The sequence below is a fragment of the Bradyrhizobium sp. sBnM-33 genome (assembly GCF_032917945.1).
In the GTDB taxonomy this organism is placed as follows: Bacteria; Pseudomonadota; Alphaproteobacteria; order Rhizobiales; family Xanthobacteraceae; genus Bradyrhizobium.
The window spans coordinates 2,780,513-2,805,964 of the sequence record NZ_CP136624.1 but is presented as its reverse complement, the minus strand read 5'-3'; the positions used below and the strand labels follow the sequence as shown (position 1 = coordinate 2,805,964).

The 25,452-nt window shown below is 58.2% G+C and carries 21 protein-coding genes and 3 pseudogenes; 11 read left to right on the top strand and 13 right to left on the bottom strand.

Features of this window, described 5'->3' with window-relative positions:
- Window positions 1-82: 82 nt before the first annotated feature.
- Both RX328_RS12930 and RX328_RS12925 read right to left on the bottom strand, forming a co-directional pair.
- The gene (locus RX328_RS12930) at window positions 83-328 is read right to left on the bottom strand and encodes a hypothetical protein (RefSeq protein WP_244608732.1); all 246 of its coding nucleotides are present in this window, start codon (window positions 326-328) and stop codon (window positions 83-85) included.
- Between the two features lie 1,038 nt (window positions 329-1,366).
- Window positions 1,367-1,840 carry an FkbM family methyltransferase gene (locus RX328_RS12925; protein ID WP_283772422.1) on the bottom strand — a complete coding sequence of 158 codons (474 nt, stop codon included), beginning with the start codon at window positions 1,838-1,840 and terminating at the stop codon, window positions 1,367-1,369.
- 555 nt (window positions 1,841-2,395) lie between these two features.
- Between RX328_RS12925 and gmd the strand changes: the two genes are divergently transcribed.
- Both gmd and RX328_RS12915 read left to right on the top strand, forming a co-directional pair.
- Window positions 2,396-3,481, top strand: coding sequence for a GDP-mannose 4,6-dehydratase (gene gmd, locus RX328_RS12920; protein WP_213254894.1), 1,086 nt, complete (start codon window positions 2,396-2,398; stop codon window positions 3,479-3,481).
- Window positions 3,462-4,463, top strand: a complete 1,002-nt coding sequence (locus RX328_RS12915; RefSeq protein ID WP_283772421.1) for a GDP-L-fucose synthase family protein — start codon at window positions 3,462-3,464, stop codon at window positions 4,461-4,463. Before gmd ends, RX328_RS12915 begins: the two co-directional genes overlap by 20 nt.
- Window positions 4,464-4,614: 151 nt before the next feature.
- Here RX328_RS12915 and RX328_RS12910 read toward each other — a convergent pair.
- Window positions 4,615-4,875, bottom strand: a pseudogene (locus RX328_RS12910) (6-pyruvoyl trahydropterin synthase family protein).
- A 416-nt stretch (window positions 4,876-5,291) separates the two neighbouring features.
- Complete coding sequence (locus tag RX328_RS12905; RefSeq protein WP_213254892.1) at window positions 5,292-6,605, bottom strand: LLM class flavin-dependent oxidoreductase; 1,314 nt, start codon at window positions 6,603-6,605, stop codon at window positions 5,292-5,294.
- A gap of 2,215 nt (window positions 6,606-8,820) precedes the next feature.
- Between RX328_RS12905 and RX328_RS12900 the strand changes: the two are divergent.
- The 9 genes and pseudogenes from RX328_RS12900 (at window position 8,821) to RX328_RS12860 (ending at window position 18,387) form a co-directional block, all read left to right on the top strand.
- Window positions 8,821-9,569, top strand: a pseudogene (locus RX328_RS12900) (hypothetical protein).
- A 60-nt stretch (window positions 9,570-9,629) separates the two neighbouring features.
- The gene (locus RX328_RS12895) at window positions 9,630-10,301 is read left to right on the top strand and encodes a hypothetical protein (protein WP_213254890.1); all 672 of its coding nucleotides are present in this window, start codon (window positions 9,630-9,632) and stop codon (window positions 10,299-10,301) included.
- A gap of 482 nt (window positions 10,302-10,783) precedes the next feature.
- Window positions 10,784-12,997 carry a hypothetical protein gene (locus RX328_RS12890; protein WP_249727017.1) on the top strand — a complete coding sequence of 738 codons (2,214 nt, stop codon included), beginning with the start codon at window positions 10,784-10,786 and terminating at the stop codon, window positions 12,995-12,997.
- Between the two features lie 142 nt (window positions 12,998-13,139).
- Window positions 13,140-13,490 (top strand): DUF3363 domain-containing protein, encoded by a 351-nt coding sequence (locus RX328_RS12885; protein WP_213254888.1) that lies wholly within the window; start codon window positions 13,140-13,142, stop codon window positions 13,488-13,490.
- Between the two features lie 336 nt (window positions 13,491-13,826).
- Window positions 13,827-14,010: pseudogene (locus RX328_RS12880) on the top strand (hypothetical protein); the annotation flags it as partial.
- A 1,206-nt stretch (window positions 14,011-15,216) separates the two neighbouring features.
- Window positions 15,217-15,531, top strand: coding sequence for a hypothetical protein (locus RX328_RS12875; RefSeq protein ID WP_317258728.1), 315 nt, complete (start codon window positions 15,217-15,219; stop codon window positions 15,529-15,531).
- A gap of 1 nt (window position 15,532) precedes the next feature.
- Window positions 15,533-16,222 carry a response regulator transcription factor gene (locus tag RX328_RS12870; RefSeq protein ID WP_213254886.1) on the top strand — a complete coding sequence of 230 codons (690 nt, stop codon included), beginning with the start codon at window positions 15,533-15,535 and terminating at the stop codon, window positions 16,220-16,222.
- A gap of 73 nt (window positions 16,223-16,295) precedes the next feature.
- Window positions 16,296-17,711: a type II and III secretion system protein family protein gene (locus RX328_RS12865; RefSeq protein ID WP_309142502.1), complete on the top strand. Its 1,416-nt coding sequence runs from the start codon at window positions 16,296-16,298 to the stop codon at window positions 17,709-17,711.
- A gap of 10 nt (window positions 17,712-17,721) precedes the next feature.
- On the top strand, window positions 17,722-18,387 hold the full coding sequence (locus RX328_RS12860; RefSeq protein WP_213254884.1) for a CpaD family pilus assembly lipoprotein: 666 nt from the start codon (window positions 17,722-17,724) through the stop codon (window positions 18,385-18,387).
- A gap of 39 nt (window positions 18,388-18,426) precedes the next feature.
- Here RX328_RS12860 and RX328_RS12855 read toward each other — a convergent pair whose 3' ends face one another.
- Genes RX328_RS12855 through RX328_RS12815 form a run of 9 tightly spaced genes read right to left on the bottom strand, consistent with a single transcriptional unit; the run spans window position 18,427 to window position 25,446 of the window.
- Entirely contained in the window at window positions 18,427-19,464 is a 1,038-nt protein-coding gene (locus RX328_RS12855) for an EscU/YscU/HrcU family type III secretion system export apparatus switch protein (protein ID WP_213254882.1), read from the bottom strand.
- Window positions 19,461-20,282 carry a type III secretion system export apparatus subunit SctT gene (sctT, locus tag RX328_RS12850; protein ID WP_213254880.1) on the bottom strand — a complete coding sequence of 274 codons (822 nt, stop codon included), beginning with the start codon at window positions 20,280-20,282 and terminating at the stop codon, window positions 19,461-19,463. Before sctT ends, RX328_RS12855 begins: the two co-directional genes overlap by 4 nt.
- Window positions 20,283-20,567, bottom strand: a complete 285-nt coding sequence (locus tag RX328_RS12845; protein ID WP_213254878.1) for an EscS/YscS/HrcS family type III secretion system export apparatus protein — start codon at window positions 20,565-20,567, stop codon at window positions 20,283-20,285.
- Between the two features lie 2 nt (window positions 20,568-20,569).
- Complete coding sequence (sctR, locus tag RX328_RS12840) at window positions 20,570-21,235, bottom strand: type III secretion system export apparatus subunit SctR (RefSeq protein ID WP_108523099.1); 666 nt, start codon at window positions 21,233-21,235, stop codon at window positions 20,570-20,572.
- Window positions 21,228-22,283, bottom strand: a complete 1,056-nt coding sequence (gene sctQ, locus RX328_RS12835; RefSeq protein ID WP_213254876.1) for a type III secretion system cytoplasmic ring protein SctQ — start codon at window positions 22,281-22,283, stop codon at window positions 21,228-21,230. The genes sctR and sctQ overlap by 8 nt, the downstream gene beginning before the upstream one ends.
- Before the next feature lie 59 nt (window positions 22,284-22,342).
- On the bottom strand, window positions 22,343-22,873 hold the full coding sequence (locus RX328_RS12830; RefSeq protein WP_213254866.1) for a YscO family type III secretion system apparatus protein: 531 nt from the start codon (window positions 22,871-22,873) through the stop codon (window positions 22,343-22,345).
- Window positions 22,849-24,198, bottom strand: coding sequence for a type III secretion system ATPase SctN (gene sctN / locus RX328_RS12825; protein ID WP_213254864.1), 1,350 nt, complete (start codon window positions 24,196-24,198; stop codon window positions 22,849-22,851). The genes RX328_RS12830 and sctN overlap by 25 nt, the downstream gene beginning before the upstream one ends.
- Window positions 24,195-24,818 carry a type III secretion system stator protein SctL gene (gene sctL, locus RX328_RS12820; protein ID WP_213254856.1) on the bottom strand — a complete coding sequence of 208 codons (624 nt, stop codon included), beginning with the start codon at window positions 24,816-24,818 and terminating at the stop codon, window positions 24,195-24,197. Before sctL ends, sctN begins: the two co-directional genes overlap by 4 nt.
- Window positions 24,808-25,446, bottom strand: a complete 639-nt coding sequence (locus RX328_RS12815; protein WP_213254854.1) for a nodulation protein NolU — start codon at window positions 25,444-25,446, stop codon at window positions 24,808-24,810. The genes sctL and RX328_RS12815 overlap by 11 nt, the downstream gene beginning before the upstream one ends.
- Window positions 25,447-25,452 lie beyond the last annotated feature (6 nt).

Below are 25,452 nucleotides of genomic sequence, written 5' to 3'. Positions count from 1 at the left end.
AACCTGTCGGTCCTACCCTCCATTATGATGCCGGACCAACGAGGGCGACTTTGTGCTGCGCGGTCGTGCGAGGAGCTCTCGCTCACTGCATTTGATCCGTGGCGCGACCGATGAACTCGAGCACCGACTGCGCCTTGTGGATCTCACGTGCGACGCAATTGAAGATTCGGGTCGCAGATTCAAGCGTGACGACAAGTCCAACCTCCTCGCATGATAGCTCAAAATGATGCGCAACCTGTTCGTTGGTAGGTGCAATGCCACTTTGCAGCGAGCTGATCGCTAATGATGCGAGCATGTGCTCGACCACGTCTTTTTCGGCCTGAGTCAAGACATGCTTCCTTTCTGAATGTTGGCTCGCCTGTCGGCGAAGTTGTGGTCGCCGTTGAAAGACCGGCCAAAGCCGCTCCGCCTCCGCGCCTGTGTTGCCACGACGGTCACATCATGCGGGCTCAGGAAACTTGGGCGAGACAGCTTCCGTCGACTTCTAGACTCTACTTATGGGGCTGCAGTAAGCAGAGTAAGGCTCAAAGACGACCCTGCGCATACGATCTCGGAAGTTCGAGACGTCTGCCGGATCCGCAGCCTCACCCATTGGGGCGCTTCGCCGTGACACGAACTCGAAAGCGGCGACGTCGACTTCTGCACGCATGGCGGGAGTCCGAAATTACACGAACATGATGACCATGCCGGCGCAACCGCCGGCCCCCGGTGAGCAGCGGACTGAGGTTTCCCAACATGCTCCACGAAACGAGGAGAAGGCAGCAAGCATCACAGTAGTTCAGCTCCTTCGCAGCGATACCGCACTTCCTAAAGAATACGGCGCCCTCGCCACCTGCATATCAAGATCGGCTGAGAAGATCGCAACGTGCCACGCAGCCCAGCCAATGCGGCGCACGCCTCACCCACATGGGTGACTCTGCCTAAGGGTGGCCGGCCCTCCGAAGCGCTTGCACGGACTGATCTACCTCCCACGTCGCACCACTACGAGCCCTCTTACGAGCCCTCTTGGATTTGTGGATCTTTCCTTGACTCCGATCTGTTTCTGCCTGCCAACACGCGAAGTGACTCAGCCTCTCGAAGCACACTGAATGAAAGCGTCACGAGGATGCTCGAGAAGACGCGAATCCCTCAATGGGAACGTTGCGTGGCACTCGTTTGAGTTGCTAATGATGGCTTTAGTCAGCATTTTTTCAAGCCTACAACCTGACGCTACGTGAGATTCAAGCTGTTTTTGTTGGGCTTGCGGCTTTTCGGGATTTGGGTACTTGCGAGTTCTTATCGAAGAGCTGATCGCAGGCGAGTAAGGGTTCATCGCCGGACGAACGAAGGTAACAGGTCAAGATTGGCTTGCAGGGACTGCTGCCCTTCATAGAGCTCCTGGTCGCTGCATTCCGTGTAGACGAAGCGCGTGTTGCTCAAGGTATTCCTTGCCGCCAGCGATCACATCGGACTCGGCTCCCTGCACGTCCATCCAGATGAAATCGATGCGTTTTAAGTTCGCCTCACGGCACCAATCATCCAACCGTCGAGTTTCAACTGAGATGGGATGATCAAACCGAACCCAGTCATGTTCCACGAGATGATTCTTGGGTCGGCGTATTGAGCCAGAGAGATCCCATTCCTTCGCATCTCCATTTCCATTGCTTGGATGGAAATCGACCCTGCCATTTCGCTCACTGACCGCGATCTCGAATAGCTTCACTTTGTCGAGGTACAGATCCATGTTTTTCTTGAAGCGAGCAGCCGCTCGGGGATCTGGCTCAAAGCAGTAGAGCTGAGCCTGCGGGCAGAGCTCGAGAAACTTTCGCGTATCGGTTCCGTCGTTGCAGCCGATGTCCAAGATAACGCGATCCGGCTTTTGGAAGAAGAGAAGCAATCTGCCGATTGTACTGTTAAGGATGATGTGGGTTCCATGGAAATATGCGGTCTCTTAGAAAAAGGCCTGCCGAAGCCTAGCCAGCAGTCCTGTCGAGAACTTTTGGAGCGCTCGGCAGCTGCCTACTTACAGGGCCTCGCGGAGGTCCGTTGAACTTTGTCCTTGAATTCTCGATTACACGCACCCCCTTCCTGCGCAATGTATATCAATGTATATATAGTGTATGCGCCGGCCTGACGATAAATCGGATGGATTATGCGCGCCTCTCGATCAACTCGTGGCTTTTAGGATGCGTCGCCAGCGTATTTCGGGCTCTTCAATAGGCGCGTCGTACCATGTCATTGCTGTCGAATTGCAAAGTAGCTCGTCACAATCGCACCACAGCACAAGGCAAAGGGCGGGCTCCAGCTTTCATTGCCCCGGCCGATGCTGACTCGGCGGCCTAACCGCCTGATTTGAATCGACTTTCAGTTAGACTTCGCAAATGACGGCCTTCCCTTGCGCATAACCGGAGAGAGAATGACGGCTCAGGATTCACAGCGGCGCGTGGCGCTGATCACGGGCGTCACCGGCCAGGACGGTGCCTATCTGGCCGAATATCTGCTTGGCCTCGGCTATGAGGTCCACGGCATCAAGCGGCGGTCGTCCTCGTTCAACACGGCGCGGATCGATCACCTCTACCAGGACCCGCATGCCCGCAACGTGCCGTTCCTGCTGCATTACGGCGACATGACCGACTCGACCAACCTGATCCGGCTGATGCAGCAGATCAGGCCGACCGAGATCTACAACCTCGCTGCCCAGAGCCATGTCGGCGTCAGCTTCGAAAGCCCGGAATACACCGCCAACGCCGACGCGGTCGGCGTTCTGCGCCTGCTCGAGGCGATCCGCATTCTCGGCATGGAAAAGGAGACGCGCTTCTACCAGGCCTCTACGTCGGAATTGTACGGCCTGGTCCAGGAGGTGCCGCAGAAGGAGACCACGCCGTTCTATCCGCGTTCGCCCTACGGGGTCGCAAAACTGTACGGCTACTGGATTACGGTGAATTATCGCGAAGCCTACGGCATGTTCGCTTGCAACGGCATCCTGTTCAACCATGAGAGCCCGATCCGCGGCGAGACCTTTGTCACCCGCAAGATCACGCGCGGCGTTGCCCGCCTCGAGGTGGGGCTTGAGGACACGCTCTATCTCGGCAATCTCGAGGCCAAGCGCGACTGGGGGCATGCGAAGGACTATATCGAGGGCATGCATGCGATCCTGCAGGCGGATCAGCCTGACGATTTCGTGCTCGCCACCGGCGAGACGCGCTCGGTGCGCGAACTGATCGAAGTCGCCTTTGCCGAAGTCGGCCGCAGCATCGAATGGCACGGCAAGGGCGTCGAGGAGACCGGTGTCGACAAGAAGTCCGGCAAGACCGTGGTGCGCATCGATCCGGAGTATTTCCGGCCCACGGAGGTCGACCTTCTGATTGGCGACGCCAGCAAGGCGCGGGAGAAACTGGGCTGGAAGCCCAAGACGCCCTTTGCCCAGCTGGTCAAGGAGATGGTCGCGAGCGACCTCGAAGACGCGCGACGGGAGGCGGCTCATGGTAAGCATTCCCTTTGAGCTGAAGGGCAAGACCGTCTACGTCGCCGGCCATCGCGGCATGGTCGGTTCCGCACTGGCGCGCCGGCTGGGGCGTGAAGATGTCGAACTGCTGACAACGACCCGCAATGAGGTCGATCTGCGTGATCAGGGGGCGGTCAACCGGTGGTTCGCCGCCCACCGACCGCAGGTCGTATTTCTGGCGGCAGGCAAGGTCGGCGGCATCGTCGCCAACAACACGCTGCGCGCAGAATTCCTCTACGACAATCTGGCGATTGCGGCGAACGTGATCCATGCCGCGCATGTCCATGGCGCCGAGAAACTGATGTTTCTCGGCTCCTCCTGCATCTACCCCAAGCTGGCGCCGCAGCCGCTGCGCGGGGATTCCATGTTGACCGGCCCACTGGAGCCGACCAACGAGCCATATGCGATTGCGAAGATCGCCGGTATCAAGATGGTGGAGGCCTATCGGAGCCAGTATGGCACCGACTTCATCAATGTGATGCCGACCAATCTCTATGGCCCCGGAGACAATTATCATCCCGAATATAGCCACGTCGTGGCTGCGTTGATCCGCCGTTTCCATGAGGCGAAGGCATCCGGCGCCAGCGAGGTCGCGGTCTGGGGCACCGGCACGCCACGGCGCGAATTCCTCTATGTCGACGACCTCGCGGACGCCTGCATCCATTTGATGAAGACCTATTCGGATGACGAACTAGTCAATATCGGCACCGGCGAGGACACCACGATTGCCGAATTCGCCCGTGTCGCGGCCGCAACTGTCGGCTATACCGGCGAGATCAGCTTTGACACCTCGCGCCCCGACGGCACGCCGCGCAAGCTGCTCGATGTCTGCCATCTCACCGCGCTCGGCTGGCGAGCCCGCACCTCGCTGAGGGAGGGCATTGCGTTGGCGTACCGGGCATATCTAAACGAGAGCCACAGGTCGCGGCAGAGTAGTCCTCCGCGTGCCGAACAAGCGAGCGTGATCCGGGACCCATAAGCAATCGGCCTGTGAAGACTCTCCTAGCGCTTGAGCGGGAATCGATCGTTCGGGCAGAAGGGGTTTTAGATGCACGCTTTTTTCAAGCTATAGGGCTCGAAGGATTGCAAATTCGACGACGAGAAGCAGGCCAAACAAGGTGCTTTTCTTGTCATCGTCCCTCATATTCAGCCCAACAATCGGAGGTTTCGTAGGCTCGAACGGATAATATTTGATGAAGCTTGTGCTTCAATCTCTCCAAGATCAAAACGGCAATGTTCTCTGCCGTAGGATTCTCCAATCCCTCGACTTCGTTTAGGCATCAATGATCAAGTGCACTGATGATCTAGGTCAGAAAAGTCTACGACGAATCCGGTGACAGGATCCCTGGTCCATCGAGTTGCACCTCGACCCTATAGGAATGGCCGTGCACGCGGCTGCACCTATGTGTGGGCGGCACGTTCGGGAGCCGGTGAGCCGTTTCAAAAGGCTTGGGATATCTTCATCGAATGCGCAGATGCTTATAGGATTTCAATGCTCAGCCCAGTTCGGATAACTGAGTAGTACCCATGATTTCGCGTATGGATTGGGGCATCCATCAGCTAAAGGGGCAATTGGATTCAGGGGGTGAGGCATTCGGCATCTACCCCGATCAACGTAGTCACCCAGAAAACTTAGACGCATAGCTTTGGGTTCCCAGCTTCGCAGAGAAATCACTTGTAGGATTGGCGCGGCCAGCACACAAGCTTCTTAGGACTGTGAGCGATGCGTGGCCGATTTCCTCGGCCGTTGCCGGCCACTGAGGGCACCCGCCCATGAACTCGGCCAGATCCCATCGCGGCCCTCGCGTCAGTCGACCTTGGCCGACTTGGCGAAGGACTCGCGTGAAGCCATCGGAATGGCGCCTCCGCGGGTCGGGTCCGCGAAGGTGCCACCGGCCGAGGCGTAGTCCTTACCTGTACAACGCTCAAGGACGATGCCAATCGCCTCGACATTCGGGATGTCCGACTCGTGCAGCTCGGGCATCGAGGACTTGCGGGCAAGTGCCGCCTCTACGTAGGGAGCCAGCTCCTCTTCTTTACGTCGGACGCGCTCGTCTTCCCGCTCTTTCAGAGCAGGCATGACCTCTTTGGCGAACAGCTCAAGTGCCTCACAGATATGCTCGTGCTTATTCATGCCGCACTGCTGGATAAAGATCATCTGGTCGATACCGGCATCAGCATACCCCATGAGATGCTCGCGAACACTCCTGGGCTGTCCGATGCTGCCTGAGCCTGGCGTCTCCTTCATCTCGTCCTTGATCGCTTGGAAGCGCCGCCACAAATTCGTGCGCCCAGGACGGTGTTCGCCATATACCGCATAATGCGCGATCGAATAACCGAAGAACTTGAAACCATCGAGTCCTCGACGCATCGCTTCTTCGGCGTTCTCATGAACCATCATACCGTTGAGAGTGGCGATATTGGCGTTTACCGAATGCCCAATGGGCACGCACTCATTGGACTTGATGATCTGATAATACTCGTCGCGCCACACTTTCGCTTGCGACGCCTCCACAAATCCAAAAACCAGCGCCCCTACCCCGTAACGCGCGGCACGCAAAATACTGTCGCGCCGGGAACACGCCATCCAGATCGGTGGGTGCGGCTTCTGGACCGGCTTTGGCACGATGTTACGGGTCGGCATTGAGAAGAATTGCCCGTCGTACCCGGGATACGGCCGCATCGTCATCATATTGGCGGTCTGCTCGACCCCTTCCCGCCACATGGCATTTTTCTGCTCGGGCTCGATCCCAAAGCCATGCATCTCGATCAGCGACGCGGATTCTCCGGTCCCCCACTCGGCGCGCCCCCCAGAGATCAGATCGAGCGTCGCCAGGCGCTCCGCCACCCGCGCCGGATGGTTGTAATTCGGGGAGGACAGGCAAATGCCGTGACCAATGCGAATAGTCTTTGTACGCTGGGAGACGGCACCCAGAAAGACCTCGGGTGCGGATGAGTGGGAGTACTCCTCGAGGAAATGATGCTCAACCGCCCACATGTGATCGAATCGAAGCCGATCGGCCAGTTCGATCTGCTCCAGCGCATCACTGAACAATTTTCGCTCGCTGCCGTCCTCCCAAGGACGCGGCAACTGGTGTTCATAAAACAGTCCAAGCTTCATCCTTTTTCTCCTGGGGCACGATGGTCACCGAGCCGCTTCAAACATGGCGCCCAGCCCACTGTCGCAGGGTGGTTCTGCGCCGCGGCCAGCAAATGTACTTCGTTCTCTCGGTTCAAAGCTCTTGCGCGCCAATCGAGCTCTCTATCTTAACTCCAGCCGCCGATCTGCTGGAACGGCTCGCCGCCCCCTCCACGAAGGTAGTGCACTGCGCCTCATTCACGACCATTTCCGAAGCCACTGAAGGGCAGGCTCTCCCAGTTCGCCGCGACCGAGGCGCGATCTGGATGTGCCTCTCTGCCGACGATCAGACGCGACAGGACCAATGCCGCTGCTGGCCGAATGACAGCGGCACCACGACGGATGTGGCTTCAATCGGCGCTCCAGCACTCAACAGTACAGCAGTTATGGCATTGATTTGGATCAACTGAGCAAGCCTCATCTAAACTCCCGGGCCGGTGCCTGCGATACCGCCATTGTCGTGACGGATTCTTCACCGTCTCCCAGCAATCGGCGTGCCACAAGACCTTTTGTGCGAGGCTGCTTGAAGAAGACACACCATGTGCTTCGCGTCAACTACTAGCTGCGTAGTGTCGGGCCTGGAAATTACGTCTTCAACCGGACACGGCTGACCACGACAACACGTGCGTTAAACGACGACCCTGGGTCTCGTGCCGAACTCGAATGCCTGCTCGGGGATCATCTTGCCTCTGGCGACTTCACGGCCAGGGCGCTCGGCATCGCAGCATGATCTGGTATCTGGCAATTTGCGGCGGGGGCATCCAGTGGTGCTGGCGTTGGCCGTACAGGCTGCCGCATCACCGATGCTTGCCGGTTGCCGTCTCCAAGTTTGTTGGCGGCGAGTCCTCAAACGCGCTCTGAGCGAGCCCTACACGTCGGATCCGACGACGATGTCATGGGGCGCGGTCGCCGAGTGAGATTCCGACCTGACGGCGTTCGCATGTTGAGGACCGCGGTCATCGTCGCGCTCTGGGCATCCGCGCTGATGAAGAGAGCCGAAGGTGAGCCGTAAGCGGCCGGCCAGTCCTGCTGATCAAAGTGGGAGAGCCGGTCGCCGGGGCGAAGGACGTCACCCGCGATTGCGATCGTGGCTTGGCGAGAGGCCGCCTCTTCCGGCCACTTGCTGAAACCATTCACCAGCGATGCTAGACTTTGGCTGTTCAACTCCTGAAGCGCTCCGCTTTCATCGCCCGAACATGCGGCTATTCTGATCGTTGCATTACGGTATTCGGCCATCGTTGAAGTGTCGACCGAATGATGATGCGAAGAACGAAAGGGCTCTGAGCCCGACTTCCTTAATCAGAGGGTTATCAAGCCGCGACATACATGCAGCTATGCGCTCGCACGCTTCGATACCTGCCTGACCTCAGGCCTGCTGGCTCACCGCATTGCATGTCGTGGCGCACCCCCACGATATCCCGGCGCGGATGTCTTCTTCGAAGCATGGCACGAATCTCAGTTAGTATCTGCGGCGGCCTTTTACAGGAACGTTGCCTGGTCCACGCCGGCACCCCGGCCGGACACGACTGCCTATGCAGCGGGAGCGCGTCTCTTCGCGAGATTCTGGTAGCTTGATCGCAGCGCGGGCGGTGCGCGACCTGCGCAATTGCAACTTACATCACCAAGCATTCAGCATTCGTATCATCCGACACTCCCCAGGCCACATGCGACTTTGCCAGCTTTCAGTATCATTCCAATAACCGGCGAGAGCGCTTCCCATCCTTGTACAAGATGTACCCGAATGATCGGTCATCATCCGCAAGCGAGAAGGTCGACCTCGCAAGGCATGCCGCTCGAATTGATTGCTCAAATGAGCCATAGACGCCTGCGTGGTAGCCTTGGTCATCGTTCTTCCAAGCCTACAACCTGACGCTACGTGAGATTCAAGCTGTTTGATGCTCATCTATATACGGCGATGTACCGCTGATGGTGGTCGCGGTCATAATCGCCGCAGTCGGCTTTTTCCGAGAACGGCTCGTTCGCATGTTCACAAACCTGACGTGGAACACCGCACACAGCAACTAGTCGTCCGTATCCCACCGTCACTGATGGCCTCGCATCAAGAAATCCCCACCACGCGTTGGTGACGCGTCAAAGATTCCACTATCCCTTGTTTCTGCCATCTTCGCATCCAAAGCAGAGATTTGCTGATTGCACACGTCGCGGTCGGCGGTAGCGAGTGCTTTAAGGGGATTCCGTGACAAAGCCAGTTGTGATTGTGGTGGGTGCGGACAAGGGTGGGGTTGGCAAAACGACCGTATCCCGAACGCTTCTGGACTATTTCAATACCAATAACGTGCAGACACGCGCATTCGATACTGAGTCGCCGCGAGGAACGTTGAAGCGCTTCCATCCCGAGATGACCGAGATCGTCGACATGACCACGACTGCGGATCAGATGAAGATCTTCGACACACTTAACTCAGGGTTATCCATCACGGTGATCGACGCCCGCGCAGGCTTGCTGTCTCCGGCGCTGGCATCCTTGCGCGACATCGGCTTTTTGGATGCCGCGCGGTCCGGCCAGATCACCTTTGCCGTATTCCACATCTTGGGATCATCCATCGCTTCCCGGGACGAGATCGCCGAGACCGCCAGTTCCATGACTGGTGCAATGTATTTTCTGTTCAAGAACTTCATCAACGACACTCAATTCTTCCAGTGGGACGAGTCGACCTACAACTCCTATACCACCGTATCAAGAACGCGACCGAGCTGACGATCCCTAAGCTCAACGAGATGGCCTATGAGCAGGTCGAAGTTGCTTCCGTCCCGTTCGTCAACTTCGTAGCCAACAAGGATCGGCACGACGATGCCGCGAACCACTCCTTCGTGCTGCGCGGCTATGTTCGGCACTGGCTCGCGAATGTCTGGCGCGAATATGATCGCATTAACTTGACCGACTTGGCCGGCGCCAAGTCACTGACCCGCGGCGGCGAAAAATAGTCGCTCGTTCGGCGATTGAAGGACTGAACCACATACGAAGTTAGCTTGATATTACTGGCAATGTTAGCCACGCCCGTTTACATCATCTGCTCTCCTATCCCGCAGGTCGGCAATACCCTCGTCTCTCGCCTCATGAGCGAGTTCTCGCTGCTGAAGAACGGCACTGCGCTCTCGTTCGACATCAACCTGAAGGAGCCGTCACTGGTCGATTACCTGCCTAACATCACTGAGACGGCGGATGTGATCGACACCTACGGCAAGATGCAGCTGATGGACCGGCTTATCCTGCACGACCGGGTGGCCAAGGTAATCGACCTCGGCTTCCATGCCTTTGATGAATTCTTCAAGATGTGCGAGGAGATCGGCTTCATCAAGGAGGCGCTCCGCCGCCGTGTCGCCCCCGTCATCCTATTCGTCGCCGGCACCGACCGCGCCTCCTCGCGCAGCTATGAGATGCTGCGGTGGCGGATTCCGCCGTGGGCGCTAATCACCGTCCACAATGAATTCATGCTGCGCGGCGAGTTACCTGAAGCCATGCATGGCGCGCGCGTACTCCGCTTTTCAGCGCTACCGGCATTTCTAAAGACCTACATCGATCGACTGAGCTTTTCGTTCACCGGATATCTGCGCAAAGAGAAGGATACCTCCATCGAGTTGCATCAGTGGATCCGGCGGAACTACATCATGCTACGCGATCTCGAATTGATGGTGATGCCACAGCCGTCGTCTTGAGTCGGGCTCCACAGGTGGAGAATTCCCGCGATACAAGAATTCTTCAAGTCTGATCGTCTTGCTTTCAGACGTAATGTCCGAGCGCTTGGCAAGGCTGTTTGCCCGCTTCGTGTCGGGACGGCATCGTGCGTGGCTTGGTCCAAAAATCACGTGGCGAGTACGCGACAGAGTTCTGGAGAAATCAACGCGGTCGCCATTAGCTCGTTGTGACCTTCTGAGACTCGTCAGCTTCTCATCAGGTAACTCTCCTAGCATGAGAACCTCGATATCTAGACGGCGACGTCATCAGTAAATGAACACCCGATTGCTTGATCTCGGAATCGGAGGGGCGTGGCGAGCGGTCTCGGTCGCGGCAAACGATTGTTGGTTGTCAGTTGTCTTCAGGCTTCGACAGTCGGAATCTCGGCCGAAGGCTCCACCGCTTTCACTCGATCACCCTACCGTACGCCAGATACGAGCTTTGCTGTGGGATGTGAGGTGCCATGGAGCGAACGAATAACAATTTTAACCTGTTTGATTTTGATGTGGAAGGATTCGCACAAGCGTACTATCAACAGTCGCGCGCGGGGCAGCAATCGGGCAACACGAGGGAGCAAGCTAGCTTTGAGCAGCAGATGAACGAGTTACAACTCAACTCGTCTGATGAGAGCTCCGCAACGTCTAGTTCGCCTGATGAGAGTCCCGCAAAAGGCGATGGAGGACTCCGGCGCACTGACTTCGGCGGTTCGGTGCGGATGCCGCCACACTCCCGGCTGAGGGACACCTCGTTCAGCAGCACGCGCCACAGCGTAGACATCCCCCGAGCTCACTTTCGAGATTCGGCCCAAGTACCGCCGCAGTCCAATTTGCGGGATGATTTGTTCAGCAGTGCGCGCTACACTTTGCCATCTGAGGAGCAGCCCGCGATTCAGACGAAGAACAGCAAGGATCGCGGACTGTGGTCGCGTATCAAGTCAGGTGTCGGAAAGGCGTTTGGGACGAGTCGCAGCGAAAAGCCGTCCGGCTCCACGGCTCAGCAAGAGGTCTTTTCAACGAAGTTTCGCGTGGATTACGCCAAGCAGCCCGGCCGAACACGCGGGGTCCCTGAGGAGGACGAGGAGCTGTTTGAGGACTTCAAAAGCAAAGCCAAGGTCACCCGGGACGACGGCACCGGCAAAGTACTGGGCGACGGCACCATCAAAAATGCGATAGCCGATCTGCGCCATTTGAGCGGCCGACTTAGCCAGAACAGGAGGCCATCAATCGCGGATCGAATTGGCAACCCTGAGCTGGAAGCTGGGTTGGATGATGATGTGGAAACCTATGCGAAGGATCGCAGCGGGCGCATCAAAGCGGCATTGAAAAAGCTCCGGGACGTCGGCGCCGGAAAGGCCTTGTCAGCCGATATCCGGCGCTCGGCTCCTTATCCGGCAGACGCAACCCTCATCGACATGTGGGCCGCGGCGGAAAAGGCGACACGCAGGATTGAGCCGGAGACTGTCGATAGACAGGCTCGCCGCCTTTCCAGGTTGAGTGATTGGCTGCAAACGCGCGAAAAAGGGGCCATGGCTGGCCGACTGAATGACAATGGGCTGGCCCAAGATGTTGAGGAGTATAGGAACCAAACCGCGGACACCAAAATTAACGCCGATTTGCTCAGGCTTCGGCGCTACCAGCAAGTCCTCGAGGCGAACAGAGCGCTGGGGTTGCCTCCTCCTGAGAGCGCGCGTCCGCTCGCCGGGGAAGGCGCTCGGCAGCCCGGGTCGCCGCAGGAGCTTCCCGCAACGCCAGCTACCCCGAGCGAGGGAGCTTGGGATTGGTTTAGGAATCAGATGCAAGAACCCGCGTCGTCCACATTCACACCGCACCATGGCCCGCAGCCGAGCTCGCTTCAGGAGCTTCCGGCAACGCCAGCCACCCCGAGCGCGGGAGCTTGGGACTGGTTTAGGGAGCAGATGCAAGAACCCGCGTCATCCTCGTTCACACCGCACCGCGGCCCGCAACCGCGCTCGCTTCAGGAGCTTCCGGCAACGCCAGCCACCCCGAGCGCGGGCGCTTGGGATTGGTTTAGAGAGCAGATGCAAGAACCCTCGTCACTATCATCTGCGAGGCGTCCCTCGTCAGACGTCTACGGCGGTCTTGAGCCGCTAGTTAATTTGAATCCGCCCACACCGGATGAATTGCGTGACGACGCTCACTCTGTGCCGGCGCCTGACCTCGCCAGACCGCCGTCGTTCGTTGGGTCATCAGGGGCCCCTCAGGAGCGGCTGGATATCGGATCTATCGTCGGCGAGGGTTGGCACCACGGCTCCCAACCGGCCTCGGACGTCCTGATCGATGTACTGAGTAACATCAATCTCATGCCGAACCAGTTCGGCCCAAGCCAGTTCGCGATCAACGGTGAGCATTACTCGGCCACGTTTGGGCCGGGAGAGCACAGGGACGTTCGTCTCATCCATCATCCTCGCGCGAGGCCGATGAATGAAGCTGGGCCATCGCGGCAGCCCATAGCTGATCTTGGGTTTCTTATCCGCGGGGGATGGCAGCACCGCGAACGCTGGCTTCCGCCTTACCTTGTCCGTGCACTAGAGGGGGAGCACCTCTTGCCGGAAGCCGGGCGCCCGACGTATATCAACATCCGCGGCGTGCCTTACAGGGCCGAGTTGCTGGAAACGGACGGCGGCTCACGCGTTCGTGTTTATCCTGAAGCTGGTTGAAGAACGCGCTTGGGCTGCAATCTCGGGTCAGCGGGGCGGCGCATGGGGGGAAGTTTTACCGCACACCCAGCGGCATAGGCTTGCTCGCACCAGGGGCACCCACGGGAAATGCGCTGCGCAATATGAGTTTGGATAAAAGGAAATGGCGATCGCGAAATTCAACTTACTTATTGCCGAGGTCCGCGCGGCACTCGAGCGGCTGATCGATGGGCTGGCAGACCTTGGACTTGCCCACCGCCACGGCTACAAGGTTGAGCGCCCGCGCCGCCGTGAGCTCGACACCGGAAGCCGTCTCGCCGAGGATATGGGCCTTGCGTATTGCCCGCTGATGCAGGTGGGTAGATTGCGGGGGATCTATCGCCGAAGATTGTCGATCGCCTCGGGGCGCTTTGCCATGATGGCATCATTCTCGGTTCAGCTCGTGCCCCGCCCCTTCGCTCGAGCACGAATTGAGCAACTACGTGAGCGGCATAGCCGGTCCCGGCAGCGTTGACTGGACCCTTGGGCACAAACGCGGCCTTTCGCTCTGACCCGCCGATCTCTGGGCTGGGACGCGCGCGACTGCGATGCGCGGGCTGCGCCGTTGGTTGTACCCGCGTCGATGGACCTAAACCCGTGTCACTCTACCTCATTGTGGCGCCCATCGTTCGCAACCACCCTCGCCAGAAACTCATTGTGATGACTTTAATGAGCTCGCAGCACCTTGGCCGCTCTTCTTGAGAGGCGGCCTGCCTTCATGGCTGGCTCTGACATCCGCTGCTTCCGAATCAGCCCGGACCCTGAATCAGCTCGAACGGGCCTAGGGGCGGAACCACGATCCTCGACAATTGCCACCGATGACGAGCGCACCGTCAAGCGCGTAACCGACGCGCTTTGGGAAATGCGCCAAGTTGCGAGCCATGAAGAACTATGCCGGGCACCGATTGAGCCCATAGCTCGGACACATGGTGGTGAGCTGTCAGGAAACGTCGCGCCCCTTGCTTATCTCGGGTGAAGTGATGCAACTCTCACCCATGCGAAGGAGCTTATCAATTTTCGTCGGTGCACGAACGACGTCACCGGATATAAGACGGCAAACGTCGGACGAGAGTATGAATCGAGCGTCAGGGGGGTTGGCCGCTTATCTTCACGCAACGAGCTCTCGGAGGACTTAAATCGTATGCAGCGTAAGATTGTAGTGTTTCCGACACAGCTCGCGACAATACGTCCTGACAGATAGCAAAAAGCGCGAAATGTCTCAAACCCGCATGAGAGGCATCGATTTTCCGTCCAGATAACCACGAATGATGAGTCTCGGCGCCAGCGAAGGCCCTCTGGTTCGCGTAAGATGATTTGCTGTTTTGATGCGTCGCGGTGCTTTTTATCCAATTTCCCATGGTGGCTGCTTCAGCAAGCCTGCGATTTTTAGAATATTCATGCAACGAGCTCTCGAAGGGACTTGAATCGCACGTAGCGTCAGATTGTAGGGTTTCAGACACCAGTCGCGACAATGCGTCGCGCGCAACACTTCCTGACAAGGTAACAAGAATTGCGAATGTCTCCAACCCGTAGGGCCACACCGCTCGACCCCGTCACGCTCCTCGATCAGTCCACTCGAAAGCCTGTTGGCAACGTAGCCTACGCGCCGGACGGGGTACCCGCGCCGGCCAAGTTGAGGCTGCAACAGCACGAGGAGCTCAAGAGCAGTACTCGCTGTCGTCGCGTTCCCGTTGTCAGAGGGGAAATGAAGTTGAGTCCAAGTTCGGTATCCGCCGCCGTTCGTCCCGAGAGGTGGAATGCAGGCGGCGGAACCACCCGAACCACATGCCTGATTACGCCGCTGCGGGGACGGACTCGCCATTCTTCGGTGTGCCAGATGGGCCGCAGCCAAGCGGGCGCGTTGGATCTGTCTAAATGCCGGGTTTTCTCGCGCTCCCGATGCACGTCACCGCCCACCGAGACAATCTTTCATAGCCCGCGGCGCATTGGTTGTTTCGTCCCATGTTAGCGGCATCTAGAGCATCGGCCCGCTGCGGGGGTGCGATCTGTCTTCACGCGTTCAAGGTTGCATTTGCTATGACCAAACGACCTCACAGGTCGATGGCATATCAAGACTCACCGCAGAGTCAGGGCAACATGGGGAGATTCGAAATGTCTCGTTCAGTTCGGATGCCAATCCAGCCATTCTCTCTTGTGCTTTGGTTTCGATTGCGCGTGCTGGCAATGCGCTCGCCGAGCCGATGACCGGAAGCACTGCCGAGATTGGCGCGAAGATGCACGAGGGTCCTGCCACAGCGCTCAATGCTCTGACTAATTCTGACCTAGTTCCCGACATCAAGACCACGGTGACTGTCAAGGACGCATGCGATCCACAGCAAACGGCCGAAATTGCTAATCGGCTCTCAATGGGCGGAGCGATGTTGGCCGTTGGCAACATTGCTCTTCTTAGTCGGTACCGACTCCCGACGTTTACGTTGAAGCTGGAGAACTCAATTTCGCCCGACTTCATGGTCGACGGTGATCTGCTTGGTAGTTTTGGCATGAAGAGGCAATGAAATGCGAACGCTACTGGTTGATCATGATGCGGACCTTGCGCGCGCTGTGCAAGGAGCGCTCTCGGATTGCGGTTTCGCCGTTGATGTGGCGGGCACGCTGGATGAGGCGGCGACCGCTCTCGACTACGCCAAGTACGACGTTCTCCTGCTCGAGTTGGCCCTACCGGATGGAAACGGCCTGGACTGGCTGAAGCGGTTGAGACGCGACGGACATTTGATGCCTGCCATGGTGATGAGCAGCCGCAATGATCTCGATAGGCGGATCGCCATTTTCAATGGTGGTGCAGACGATTTTCTGCCCAAGCCCGTGTCTACTGATGAACTCATCGCTCGGATGCGAGCCATTCTGAGGCGATCAACGCAAATGACAGCCCCCGTCGTTGTGTTTGGCAATCTAAAATTCGATCCGATCGCCCGGCAAGTTTCAGTTGGTGGTCGGCCGCTAAAGATTGCACGCCGCGAAGTGTGCATTCTTGAGCATCTGCTCAGCCGCGCAGGCCGCGCCGTGCCACGCGCGTCGCTGGAGGATAGCCTCTATGCGTTTGACAACGAGGTCTCTACCAATGCACTTGAAGTCGCAATCTATCGCTTGCGCGGTCATTTGAATCAGTCTGGTGCGACGCTACGGATCACAACCGCACGCGGCGTCGGCTATATCCTTGAATTGAACAGCGCGGCATCGGCCGCGTAGTCGATCGAACTTGAAAGCAAAGACTACCTTGAAGATCGCTCTTGATAATGAGGGTGGCAGCGATCGACGCTCGATCGTCGCTAGCGCCCTGTGGTCTGCCGTTTGTCCTTCTCTTTCCCACCTCCTGTGCGCGGTCGCTTTGCTATCGCCACTAACTTCCGCAGCTCAGACGACGCGGGACGCTAGAGGGGGGCCGCCGCGCGCGGCTCCTAGCAGCATCAATGGGACGCTGGTCCTTTCCTCCTCGCTCGGCAAGACAATTCATCTGCCCGGGCCGGCGGCGAGCATCTTTGTTGCCGACCCGACGATCGCGGATTATCAAGCGCCATCGAACACGACCATCTTCGTCTTTGGCAAGAAGTCAGGACGGACCAGCCTGTTCGCTTTGAACGACAATGGGGAAGCTCTCGCCGAGTTTCGTGTTATCGTCAAGGACCCGATCGAGGATCTGCGTGCCATGCTGAAGGCCCAGGTCGGCGACTATCCGATCCAAGTCAGCTATACCCCCCGCGGCGCGATCCTTAACGGTACGGCTCCCAATGCCGATGTCGTCGCCACTGCCGTGAGGGTCACAGAGCAGTTTCTCGGTCCGGGTGCGCTGGTCTTCAATAAAATTCAGGTCGCCGGATCGTTACAGGTCAATCTGAGCGTTCGCGTAGCGGAGGTCTCACGCAGCGCCATGAAGGAGCTCGGCATCAACCTCTCCGCTTTGGGTCAGAATGGCACTTTTTTCTTTAGCAGCGGCAAAGGTGCTGGTTCCGGCACGGCTAGCGGCGGCGGCAAGGCAGGTATCGGCTTCAGCGCCGGTAGTATCAACGTCGGCGCTGTTCTCGACGCGCTCGCCAGCGAGCACCTCGCTTCCGTACTGGCTGAACCGAATCTCACCGCAATGTCCGGTGAGTCCGCGCGCTTCCTGGCGGGCGGCGAATTTCCAATTCCGGTCATGCAGGACAACCGACAGGTTTCGATCGAATTTCGTCACTATGGAGTGAGCCTCGACTTCGTCCCGACTGTTCTTAACAACAATCAAATCAATGTCCGCGTGAAACCTGAGGTCAGCGAGATTTCGAAAGTAGGTGAGGTCAAAGTGAACGGTATGGCCGTGCCTGCCCTCTCTACGAGGCGTGCGGAGACCGTTATCGAGCTTGGGAGCGGACAAAGCTTCGTAATAGGCGGGCTAATCAGGCGTAACTTCAGCACGGATATCAGTACTTTTCCTTGGTTAGGCGACCTGCCCATTCTCGGTGCACTGTTTCGCTCTTCGTCCTTTCAGAAGCAGGAGACGGAGCTCGTTATTATTGTCACGCCTTACATCGTGCGGCCAGCATCGAACCCGAACCGGATGAGCGCCCCCGCCGACCGCATCGGACCGCCCTCAGATATGGGGCGCGCCTTGACGAACACGTTGGCAAGCCCGCCGCGAGGCCGCGACGCTCCGCGCACCAGTGTACCAGGCGCGACAGGCGGCGCCGGCTTTATTATCGAATGAGGATCGTCGAATGACTTTACGAGCCCTGCCCCATCTGTTCGTTCTGATGGCGAGCCTAGGCGGCTGCACAAGCACTGCTCTGATCAACACGGGGCCGGCTGAACAACCAAGCATGGTGCAGCAGCAGAACAGTGTCTTGGTGCTGCAGAGCCTTCGTGGCCTCGAGCGGTATCGACTGAGGGATTTCATTGCCGGCGCCAGTCGCGGTCGGTTTGATGCGCTCCATCTCGATATCACCGGCTCGCCCCGGCTCGCCGCGCAGGTAGCCAGCGAGGCCCGCGCAATGGGCGTCGCGCCTTACAACGTCCGCCTGTTCGGCCCTGGCATCGACCGGCCTGTCGGCTTCGCGGTGCGAATCGAGGCCATTGTCTATGAAGCACGTCCTCCCGTATGTCCGTCCCTTTCGATCATTGGTCCTTCGGTTAACGATAATTCGTTCGACCAGACGCTAGGCTGCTCAACCCGTAACAATCTGGGCGTCATGGTCAACGATCCGAGCGACCTGCTGGACAATAGAGCTGTTATGGCAACAAAAGGTGATCGTGCCGCCACTCCTGTTGCCACATATGGGTCCATGGGGCGACGCAACAAGAGCGACTTGGAAGATGGAATTGGCAACAGGTCCTCGCCAGAAGCCGGGTCAACGGCGACGAGGGATATACAGTCGCCTCGATAGCGCGCCGGATGGCGCAATCATTGCTGCCATAAGCAATGTCTAGACCAGCCCGGCGGAATAGAGCGCTCTCGCAACTCCTTCAAAGCACTTCCCAGGAACGACGTTGCCCAGCCTGGCATTCCGGATGAGCTGCCGCGCCAAGGCTGGATCCTGGACAATGCTGAGGCGCAGCGACTGCGCCTCAGAAAGCAGTCGTGAGGCAAGTTCGCCCTCACCACGGCAAACCACGATCGGCACGCCGGTCTCGCCACGAATGTAGCGAAGCCCAATCAAGATCGCTTGTCCTGTCACTATCAATGTAGCGCGATGCACGCCAAGCGGAGGCTCGTTCGCCGTCTCCTGACGAAGGCGACGGTGTTCTCGTTTGACCTGCGGATTGCCCTGCTGTTCTTTGGACTCGCGTTTGGCCTCGGTCTCCGTCATGCGCATGTCCTGTAAAAACAACCAGCGCTGGATAAGAAGATCGGCCAATCCGGCGATCAGAAAAGCACCGGCAGCAATTTCGGTCAGCAATTTGATCTCAGTGAACACGAAGTTGAGACATCCCCTACCGCAGGTTGGCAAGTATACCAGCGCCTTCCAACTTGCGATAACCGTGAATAGCAAGCTTGCGCCGAGAACGCACACCTTAAGAAGCGACTTCGAGAGTTCAATGAGCGACCGCTTAGACGCAATCCGCTTGAGCCCCTTCATGGGATCCAATTTCTCGAATTTCGGCTTTAAGGACTCGAAAGAGACGTTTAATCCACCGTTGGCCAGGACTCCCGCTAGAATACCAGCGGCAACACCGGCCCCGAGGAATGGACCAACGGCCGCAAGAAACAGTTCGATCAAGCCGCCCAGCGCCTGCTGGACCGCGCTTGTGAACGGCTGCCCCTGCAGTTTGTCGATTAGCCGTACCGTTTCATACCACTTGGTCTCAATGAGGCCCGCTCTTAACCAGAGGCAGCCGAAACCGGCGCAAACACTGACTGCGCTGACCAAATCGGTGCTGCGCGGACTCTGCCCTTTCTTGCGCGCATCTTTTAGCTTCTTGGGAGTGGGGGGGAGCTTCTTCTCTTCGCTCGAGCCACTCATTTAAGGAGGTTCTTGAACAACTCGAGCACGGTGTTGGACTGACTGATCTCCGATCCCATATATTCGACGAGGAAGGTGGCGTAACTTACCATGATTATCCCATACGCCAGATTCTTCATGGTGGGAGAGACATCGTTCAGTTTGAGTTGCGGCGCAAACCGCCCGAGTATCATGACCGATACATCGAGTAGCAGCAGGAATGCCAACACGGGGCCAGAGACCAGTAGCGCCGTATACATGATGTGACCGAGAAGCCCCAGAAATGCCATCGCGCCTTGCACGGTCAAGCTAGGCATCAGCCGATACACGGGCCAGATCAAATAGCTGCCATAAAGGCCCCTAATCATATTCTCCAATCCCCCGGCTAGAACGAAAATCGAAATCGCAGTGGTACCGAGTAAAACCGCCGTCGCCGAAGCCTGGCCACGCGTGGCTGGATCATCGGAAGCAACAGGGTTCGTAATCCCCCTTTGGGTATCGATGATCTCACCCACTGCCTGGATGCTCCATAACGGAATACTGAGCAAAAAGCCGATGAGCAGGCCGACGAACACCTCCTTCAAACCGAGCAGCGTGAGACTGATCAGTCGTGAGCCCTCATCCAGCGACTGCAAGCCGTGCCTGATCTGCAACAGGCATGGCAGTCCCATCGCAAAGGTCACGCAGCCGCGGATCAGCCCCCTAATGCGCGGCAGCGTAAACACGGGAAGGACCAACATAATGCCAAGGGCGCGGGCTGCCGCGAGCCCGGCTGCGAGCACGAGTTCGATCGCCTCCTGGATCAGAGTTTGCGTCTCGGTGAATGAGGGGACGTTCATCTAACGTCGGCTAATACTTGCTGTGAGTGCGGGAAAGTCGGTAAATACCTGCTCTGCTTCCTTGATCAGCGCGGCGCTGAGCACTGGAGAGAACAAAGCGATCACCGCGACAACGACAAGAAGCTTCACAGTCAGTGGCAAAGTTTGATCCTGAAGCTGCGTTGCCGCCTGGATGATGCCGACGACCAAGCCGACAACGACCGCCGCGATAAGCGGTGGCAGAACCCAGATCATGAAGATCACAAGTGACCGGCTCATATGAGTGAGAATACTCGCCTCATCCATGCTCAGCCTCCCGGTGTTGTGTAGCTGAGCACCAGCCCGTGCATGAGCCGCGACCAGCCGTCGATTGAGACGAATAGAAACAGCTTAAACGGCACGGATATCACCGTTGGCGAAACCATCGACATACCCATGGCCATCAAGATGGTCGTTACAATCAGATCGATGGTGATAAAGGGCAGATAGAGAAGAAAACCAATTTCGAAGCCACGCTTGAGTTCTGAAATTAGGAAAGATGGCACCAGAATGACCAGGTCATCGGCGCTCACGTTGCCGCGCATGTCCTCGGGCCAGACCTGTTCGGTTGAAGCCAAGAAGAAGCGGCGCTGCTCGTCAGCGGTGAACTTCTTCAGATGCCCGCGCAGCGGCTCCTGCGCCTCCTTTGCGGCGCTCAGCCAATCATCGACCGTTTGGTAGCGGAGTTGTGGCGCAGAAAGGCGATTATAGGTCTGTTCAATCACTGGCGCGCTAATGAAAACTGTCAGGATCAGCGCCGCGCCATATAGAACGAGGTTCGGTGGGATAGATTGAGTCCCGAGCGCGTTGCGAACGAGGAAGAGCACGACGGACACCTTTATGAACGCTGTGCTTGTTACGACTAGGAACGCCAGCAGGCCAAGGCCGGCCGTGAGCGCAAGGAGTCCAAGAATTCCCGGTTGAATGTCAGTCATTGACGGCCAACCTGCCCCGCAACCTGACGCCAAGCTCCCCGCCGATGCTTACGATGTCCCCGCGGCCTATGCGGCGGCCGTTAGCAAGGATATCAACCGGTCCGTCGAGCGGCCGGCCAAGTTCGAACACATGTCCCTCGCTGATATCCCTCAAGGCTCCGAGTGCGACAGTCCAGCGGCCGCATTCGAAAACAAGAGTAATCTCGATGTTGTCGAGATCACTTTCAGAGGGCGGCCGGGGTTTTTCGGATTGAGTCATCATATGTGCACACTCCAGGGGATGTGGTTGGAGGCGGAATGCCCCTCGCACGATCAAGCGATCCTCTGCAACATGTGCCGGAGCCCATAAGGTTCCCGCGTTGAGGATGGCTTGGCCACGGGCCAAGGGTATTACGTCCGGCAATAGAGCGTCTCCTGCATTTGCTTTCCCTAGCAGCGCAACCGTCGCACGGAGCGAACCGATCTCTCCCTTAACGATGACAGGCAATTCTGGGGGAAGCTGGCGTGCCTCTCGCGGCAGCTGCCTGAGCAGTCCGCCTAACGCCCGAAACGCGGGTGGAACTGACCCATCGAGAGGTGAGAACAGGAGCAGGCGCGCTTTTCCCTTGAATGGGCGGTAGGTGATTTCGAGCTCCAGATAAGGACCCCGAGCCGTTGCTTCGCTCAAACAGATCAGCTGCAACTTCTGTTGTGTCAGACCCTCTAGTTGATCGAGCAACGGATCGAGTGCAAATTCGACGAGGAGCGAACGAGTGGGCTCGGCAGGTAGGCCAAGCTCACTTTGCACCGTCGCGATCAGCCCTTCTACAACCGGACGGGCCAACGATAAGATGATTGTTTCATGTCCGATGGCCCAAACGCAGTCGAGCATCGATACGGCACACGGCTCCGGCTCCCAGACCAGCCGTTCCATCCGTACGGATAGCGGCTTATCGCGGAGACGGCTTTGCAGAGGCTTGCGGGCAGCCGCGATCTCGTTGAGCCAAGAGACGACCGCAGGGGACAGGGTTAGCGCCGGTTTAAATCCCGATTGTTCACCCGTAGCCATGGTCACAGGCGCGTCTACAAGACAAGGCGCCTTCCCTAGCATAGAAGAAGCCATCAGATTCAGTAGCTAGCCGTGTGAGTACGCGAACCACTGCGATACCGAAGCAAAACCTCATCATCGGCCTCCATCTCGGCTTCCGCCTCTGAATGGGCATCACTCGCGCGCTGAACGTCGCCTTCAATTTTCTGCCATTTGTGACTCGCCGCCGAGCACTTGGTCAAAGTGGTCCGCGCATCGAAGACCGCCGTCTCGGCACGCTCTTGAGCGGCGCGCGCTTCCTCAAGCGTTCGGCGTGCTCCTGCGATCTCAGTTTTGAGCCGTCCAATGACGATGTGACAGCGACGATCGAGCTCTTCGACAGATAGCGAATCAAAAGATGCCAGTTCTCGGTAAAGCTCCGCTTCTAGCGCCGCTTGGTTTTTCTCGGCCGTTGCAAGATCCCGGACAGCTTGTTCCACCGCTTGAAGCGCGGTGCGGCGCTTGGCCTCCATGTTGTACACCTCACGAAGGGCGCTCCGCTGTCTCATGTCCTTCACTAGCCGCAATTTCGAGGCATGGACGCGATTCACGCGGTCAGACGTGACATCCATGTGACCGTCTCCTCAAAGCTTGACGCCTCGTCTCCGCCCTGACGCAGGAATTTCCGCAACTCCTCGATCGAATTGATTGCCCGGTCTGTCAGAGGATCACTGCCTTGTTTATATTCGCCAACCTTCACCAAGAACTCGGCCTCGCCGTAGCGGGAGAGCAGATCACGGAAGAAGGAAGCCGCCTTTCGATGCGACACAGAGACGACCGCATTCATCACGCGGCTGCGGCTTGACAATACGTCAATAGCTGGAAAATGCTCGCGCGCAGCCAAAAGGCGTGAGAGAACAACGTGGCCATCAAGAATGCCTCGTGATTCTTCGGCGATTGGATCACCCGAGCCGTCGCCTTCGACAAGCACAGTATAGAAGGCCGTGATCGAGCCGCGCTCGGCCATGCCGGCACGCTCCAACAGGCCAGGAAGCATCGCAAAAACCGATGGCGGAAAGCCGCGCCGCGTCGGCGGCTCTCCTGCCGCAAGGCCAATTTCGCGCATGGCGCGGCTAAAGCGCGTCAATGAGTCCATCATCAGGACGACGCGAAGTCCTTCATCACGAAAATATTCGGCGACTGCCGTCGCCATGTGAGCGCATTGCGCTCGTTCCATTGCCGAGCGATCGGAGGTCTCAACGACAACGACGGTGCGGCGAAGCGCTGCCTCACCAAGGTGCTGCTCGATGAATTCCCGCACTTCACGACCGCGCTCACCGATCAACGCGACTATGGTGGCGTCGGCAGCCGCGCCTTTTACGATCTGCGACAGGAGCGTCGACTTACCGCACCCTGGGTCTCCGTAGATGCCGATCCGCTGCCCCTCGCCACATGTTAGAAGCCCATCCAAGACACGGACGCCGAGTGGCAATGTTCGCTCGATACCGCGCCTTGTCATGGGGTTGGGGGCCTTGCCGCGCAGCGGGCGAGTTTGAGCGGCGTTGATTGGACCCTTTCCGTCGATCGGACGGCCGAAGCTGTCGATCACCCGGCCAAGCAAATCGGGGCCGACCGGAACTTCATGCATTCGTCCGGTCGCGACCACTTCTGCTCGGCTGGATAAGCCCGCCATGTCACCAATGGGAGTGAGCAATACCCCATCTTGCGATAGGCCGATCACCTCGGCCTCGAGCGACCATCCGGTGCGGGGATCCTGCAACAGGCAAAGCTCCCCTATACGCGCCTCTGGCAAGACGGCATGGAGCAAGGTGCCGACCGCCCGTGTGATCCGCCCTCGTACAGCACGCGTGTCGATATGCTTTGCTGTAGATTTCAGAGACGACAGCGCGGCGTGCAGATTCCTCTCTCCCGCCGCATCGGTGGCTGATGTGGTCATGGCCCGTCTTCCTTTGATGGCAAACCCAGGCCAAGACGTAGAGCCCGCAGCTGCGCGGCAACTCCAATGTCTACATTGCCAAATTCGCTCCACAACACGCACTGCTCTGTCGTTAGAGCCGGATCCGGAGCAACCCGCACTTTCGGCCGGCCCTCCTGTCCATCGCACGTAGCGAACTCGCGCGCTAGCGCATCGGCTTTCAGAGGAGAGACATGAAGGCAAATTTCCGCGCTACCATATTTTTGCTCGATCGCGTTACGAACGGTCCTCACCAACATCTCGCCTGGATCAAACGCGCCCAGAAGATCGCTCACGATCTCCATGACGAGCTGCGGCAACTCCTGCTCCAGAATGGCTTTTCGCTGCGCAAGTGCGGAAGCAGCCTGTGCAATCAGCCGAGACATTTCCTCGGCGCCGCTCTTGAAGCCATCCGCACAGCCGCGCGCCCGCTCCCGCTTATAAGCTGTCCGTCCCCAGCCGCGAACGCGTTGCAGATGCCGCTCGGCAGCCGCGCGCGCCTCTACGGCATCGCACCAGATCCCGATCTCGGCCGCCGATATGAGAGGCCCGAGCGGCCGTATCTCGGGGGCCACCGGCGGCGCTGGGTCATCAGCTGTCATGCCGTGGCGTCTCCCTCGACAAATGGGCTATCACCAAGGAAAGCACTGGGCCCGCGGCATTGCGGTGTTCGGCCGCTGGATTCTCGGCAGCAGTGCCCATGGGCAAGCGTAACAGCACGCGCGTGCGATCAAGTGCCGAGGCTTCGTCGAGCCAAGCACCTAGGCAGGCATGGCCATCGTGTTCAATCTGTTGCGAAAGTTGCTCCGGATCAGCGGTAGCGGTGATTGCGACCGCGCTGGCCAAGTTCCGGATACCGAAAGCGTGCGCTTCTGCCCCGATACGCCCGAGCAGAATCGCGAGATGCTGCTTTGAGACGAGCTTTAGGAGCGAGCCAGCATGCCAGATACTGCCGGCAAGCAAAGCAGCCCTATTCGGATCATGGCCGAGCAGAAGATCAGTTCCCCAGTTACGGCCGTTGGAGTCCATTTCATTACCAAGCAGCATTTCAGCAAGTCTTACCTGCAGCCTTGAGCTCTTCTGTAGCCGGACCAAAGTCGAAGCCGACAGCCGCCCGTCAAGACGGGCAGCAAATCGGGTCAGATGGGTCGAGGCAGCAAGCTCGCGCAGCCCCTCAGAGGTCGATTCGGACATCGTATGAGAACCGGAGCATGGCAGCGGTATGGGCATCTGCGC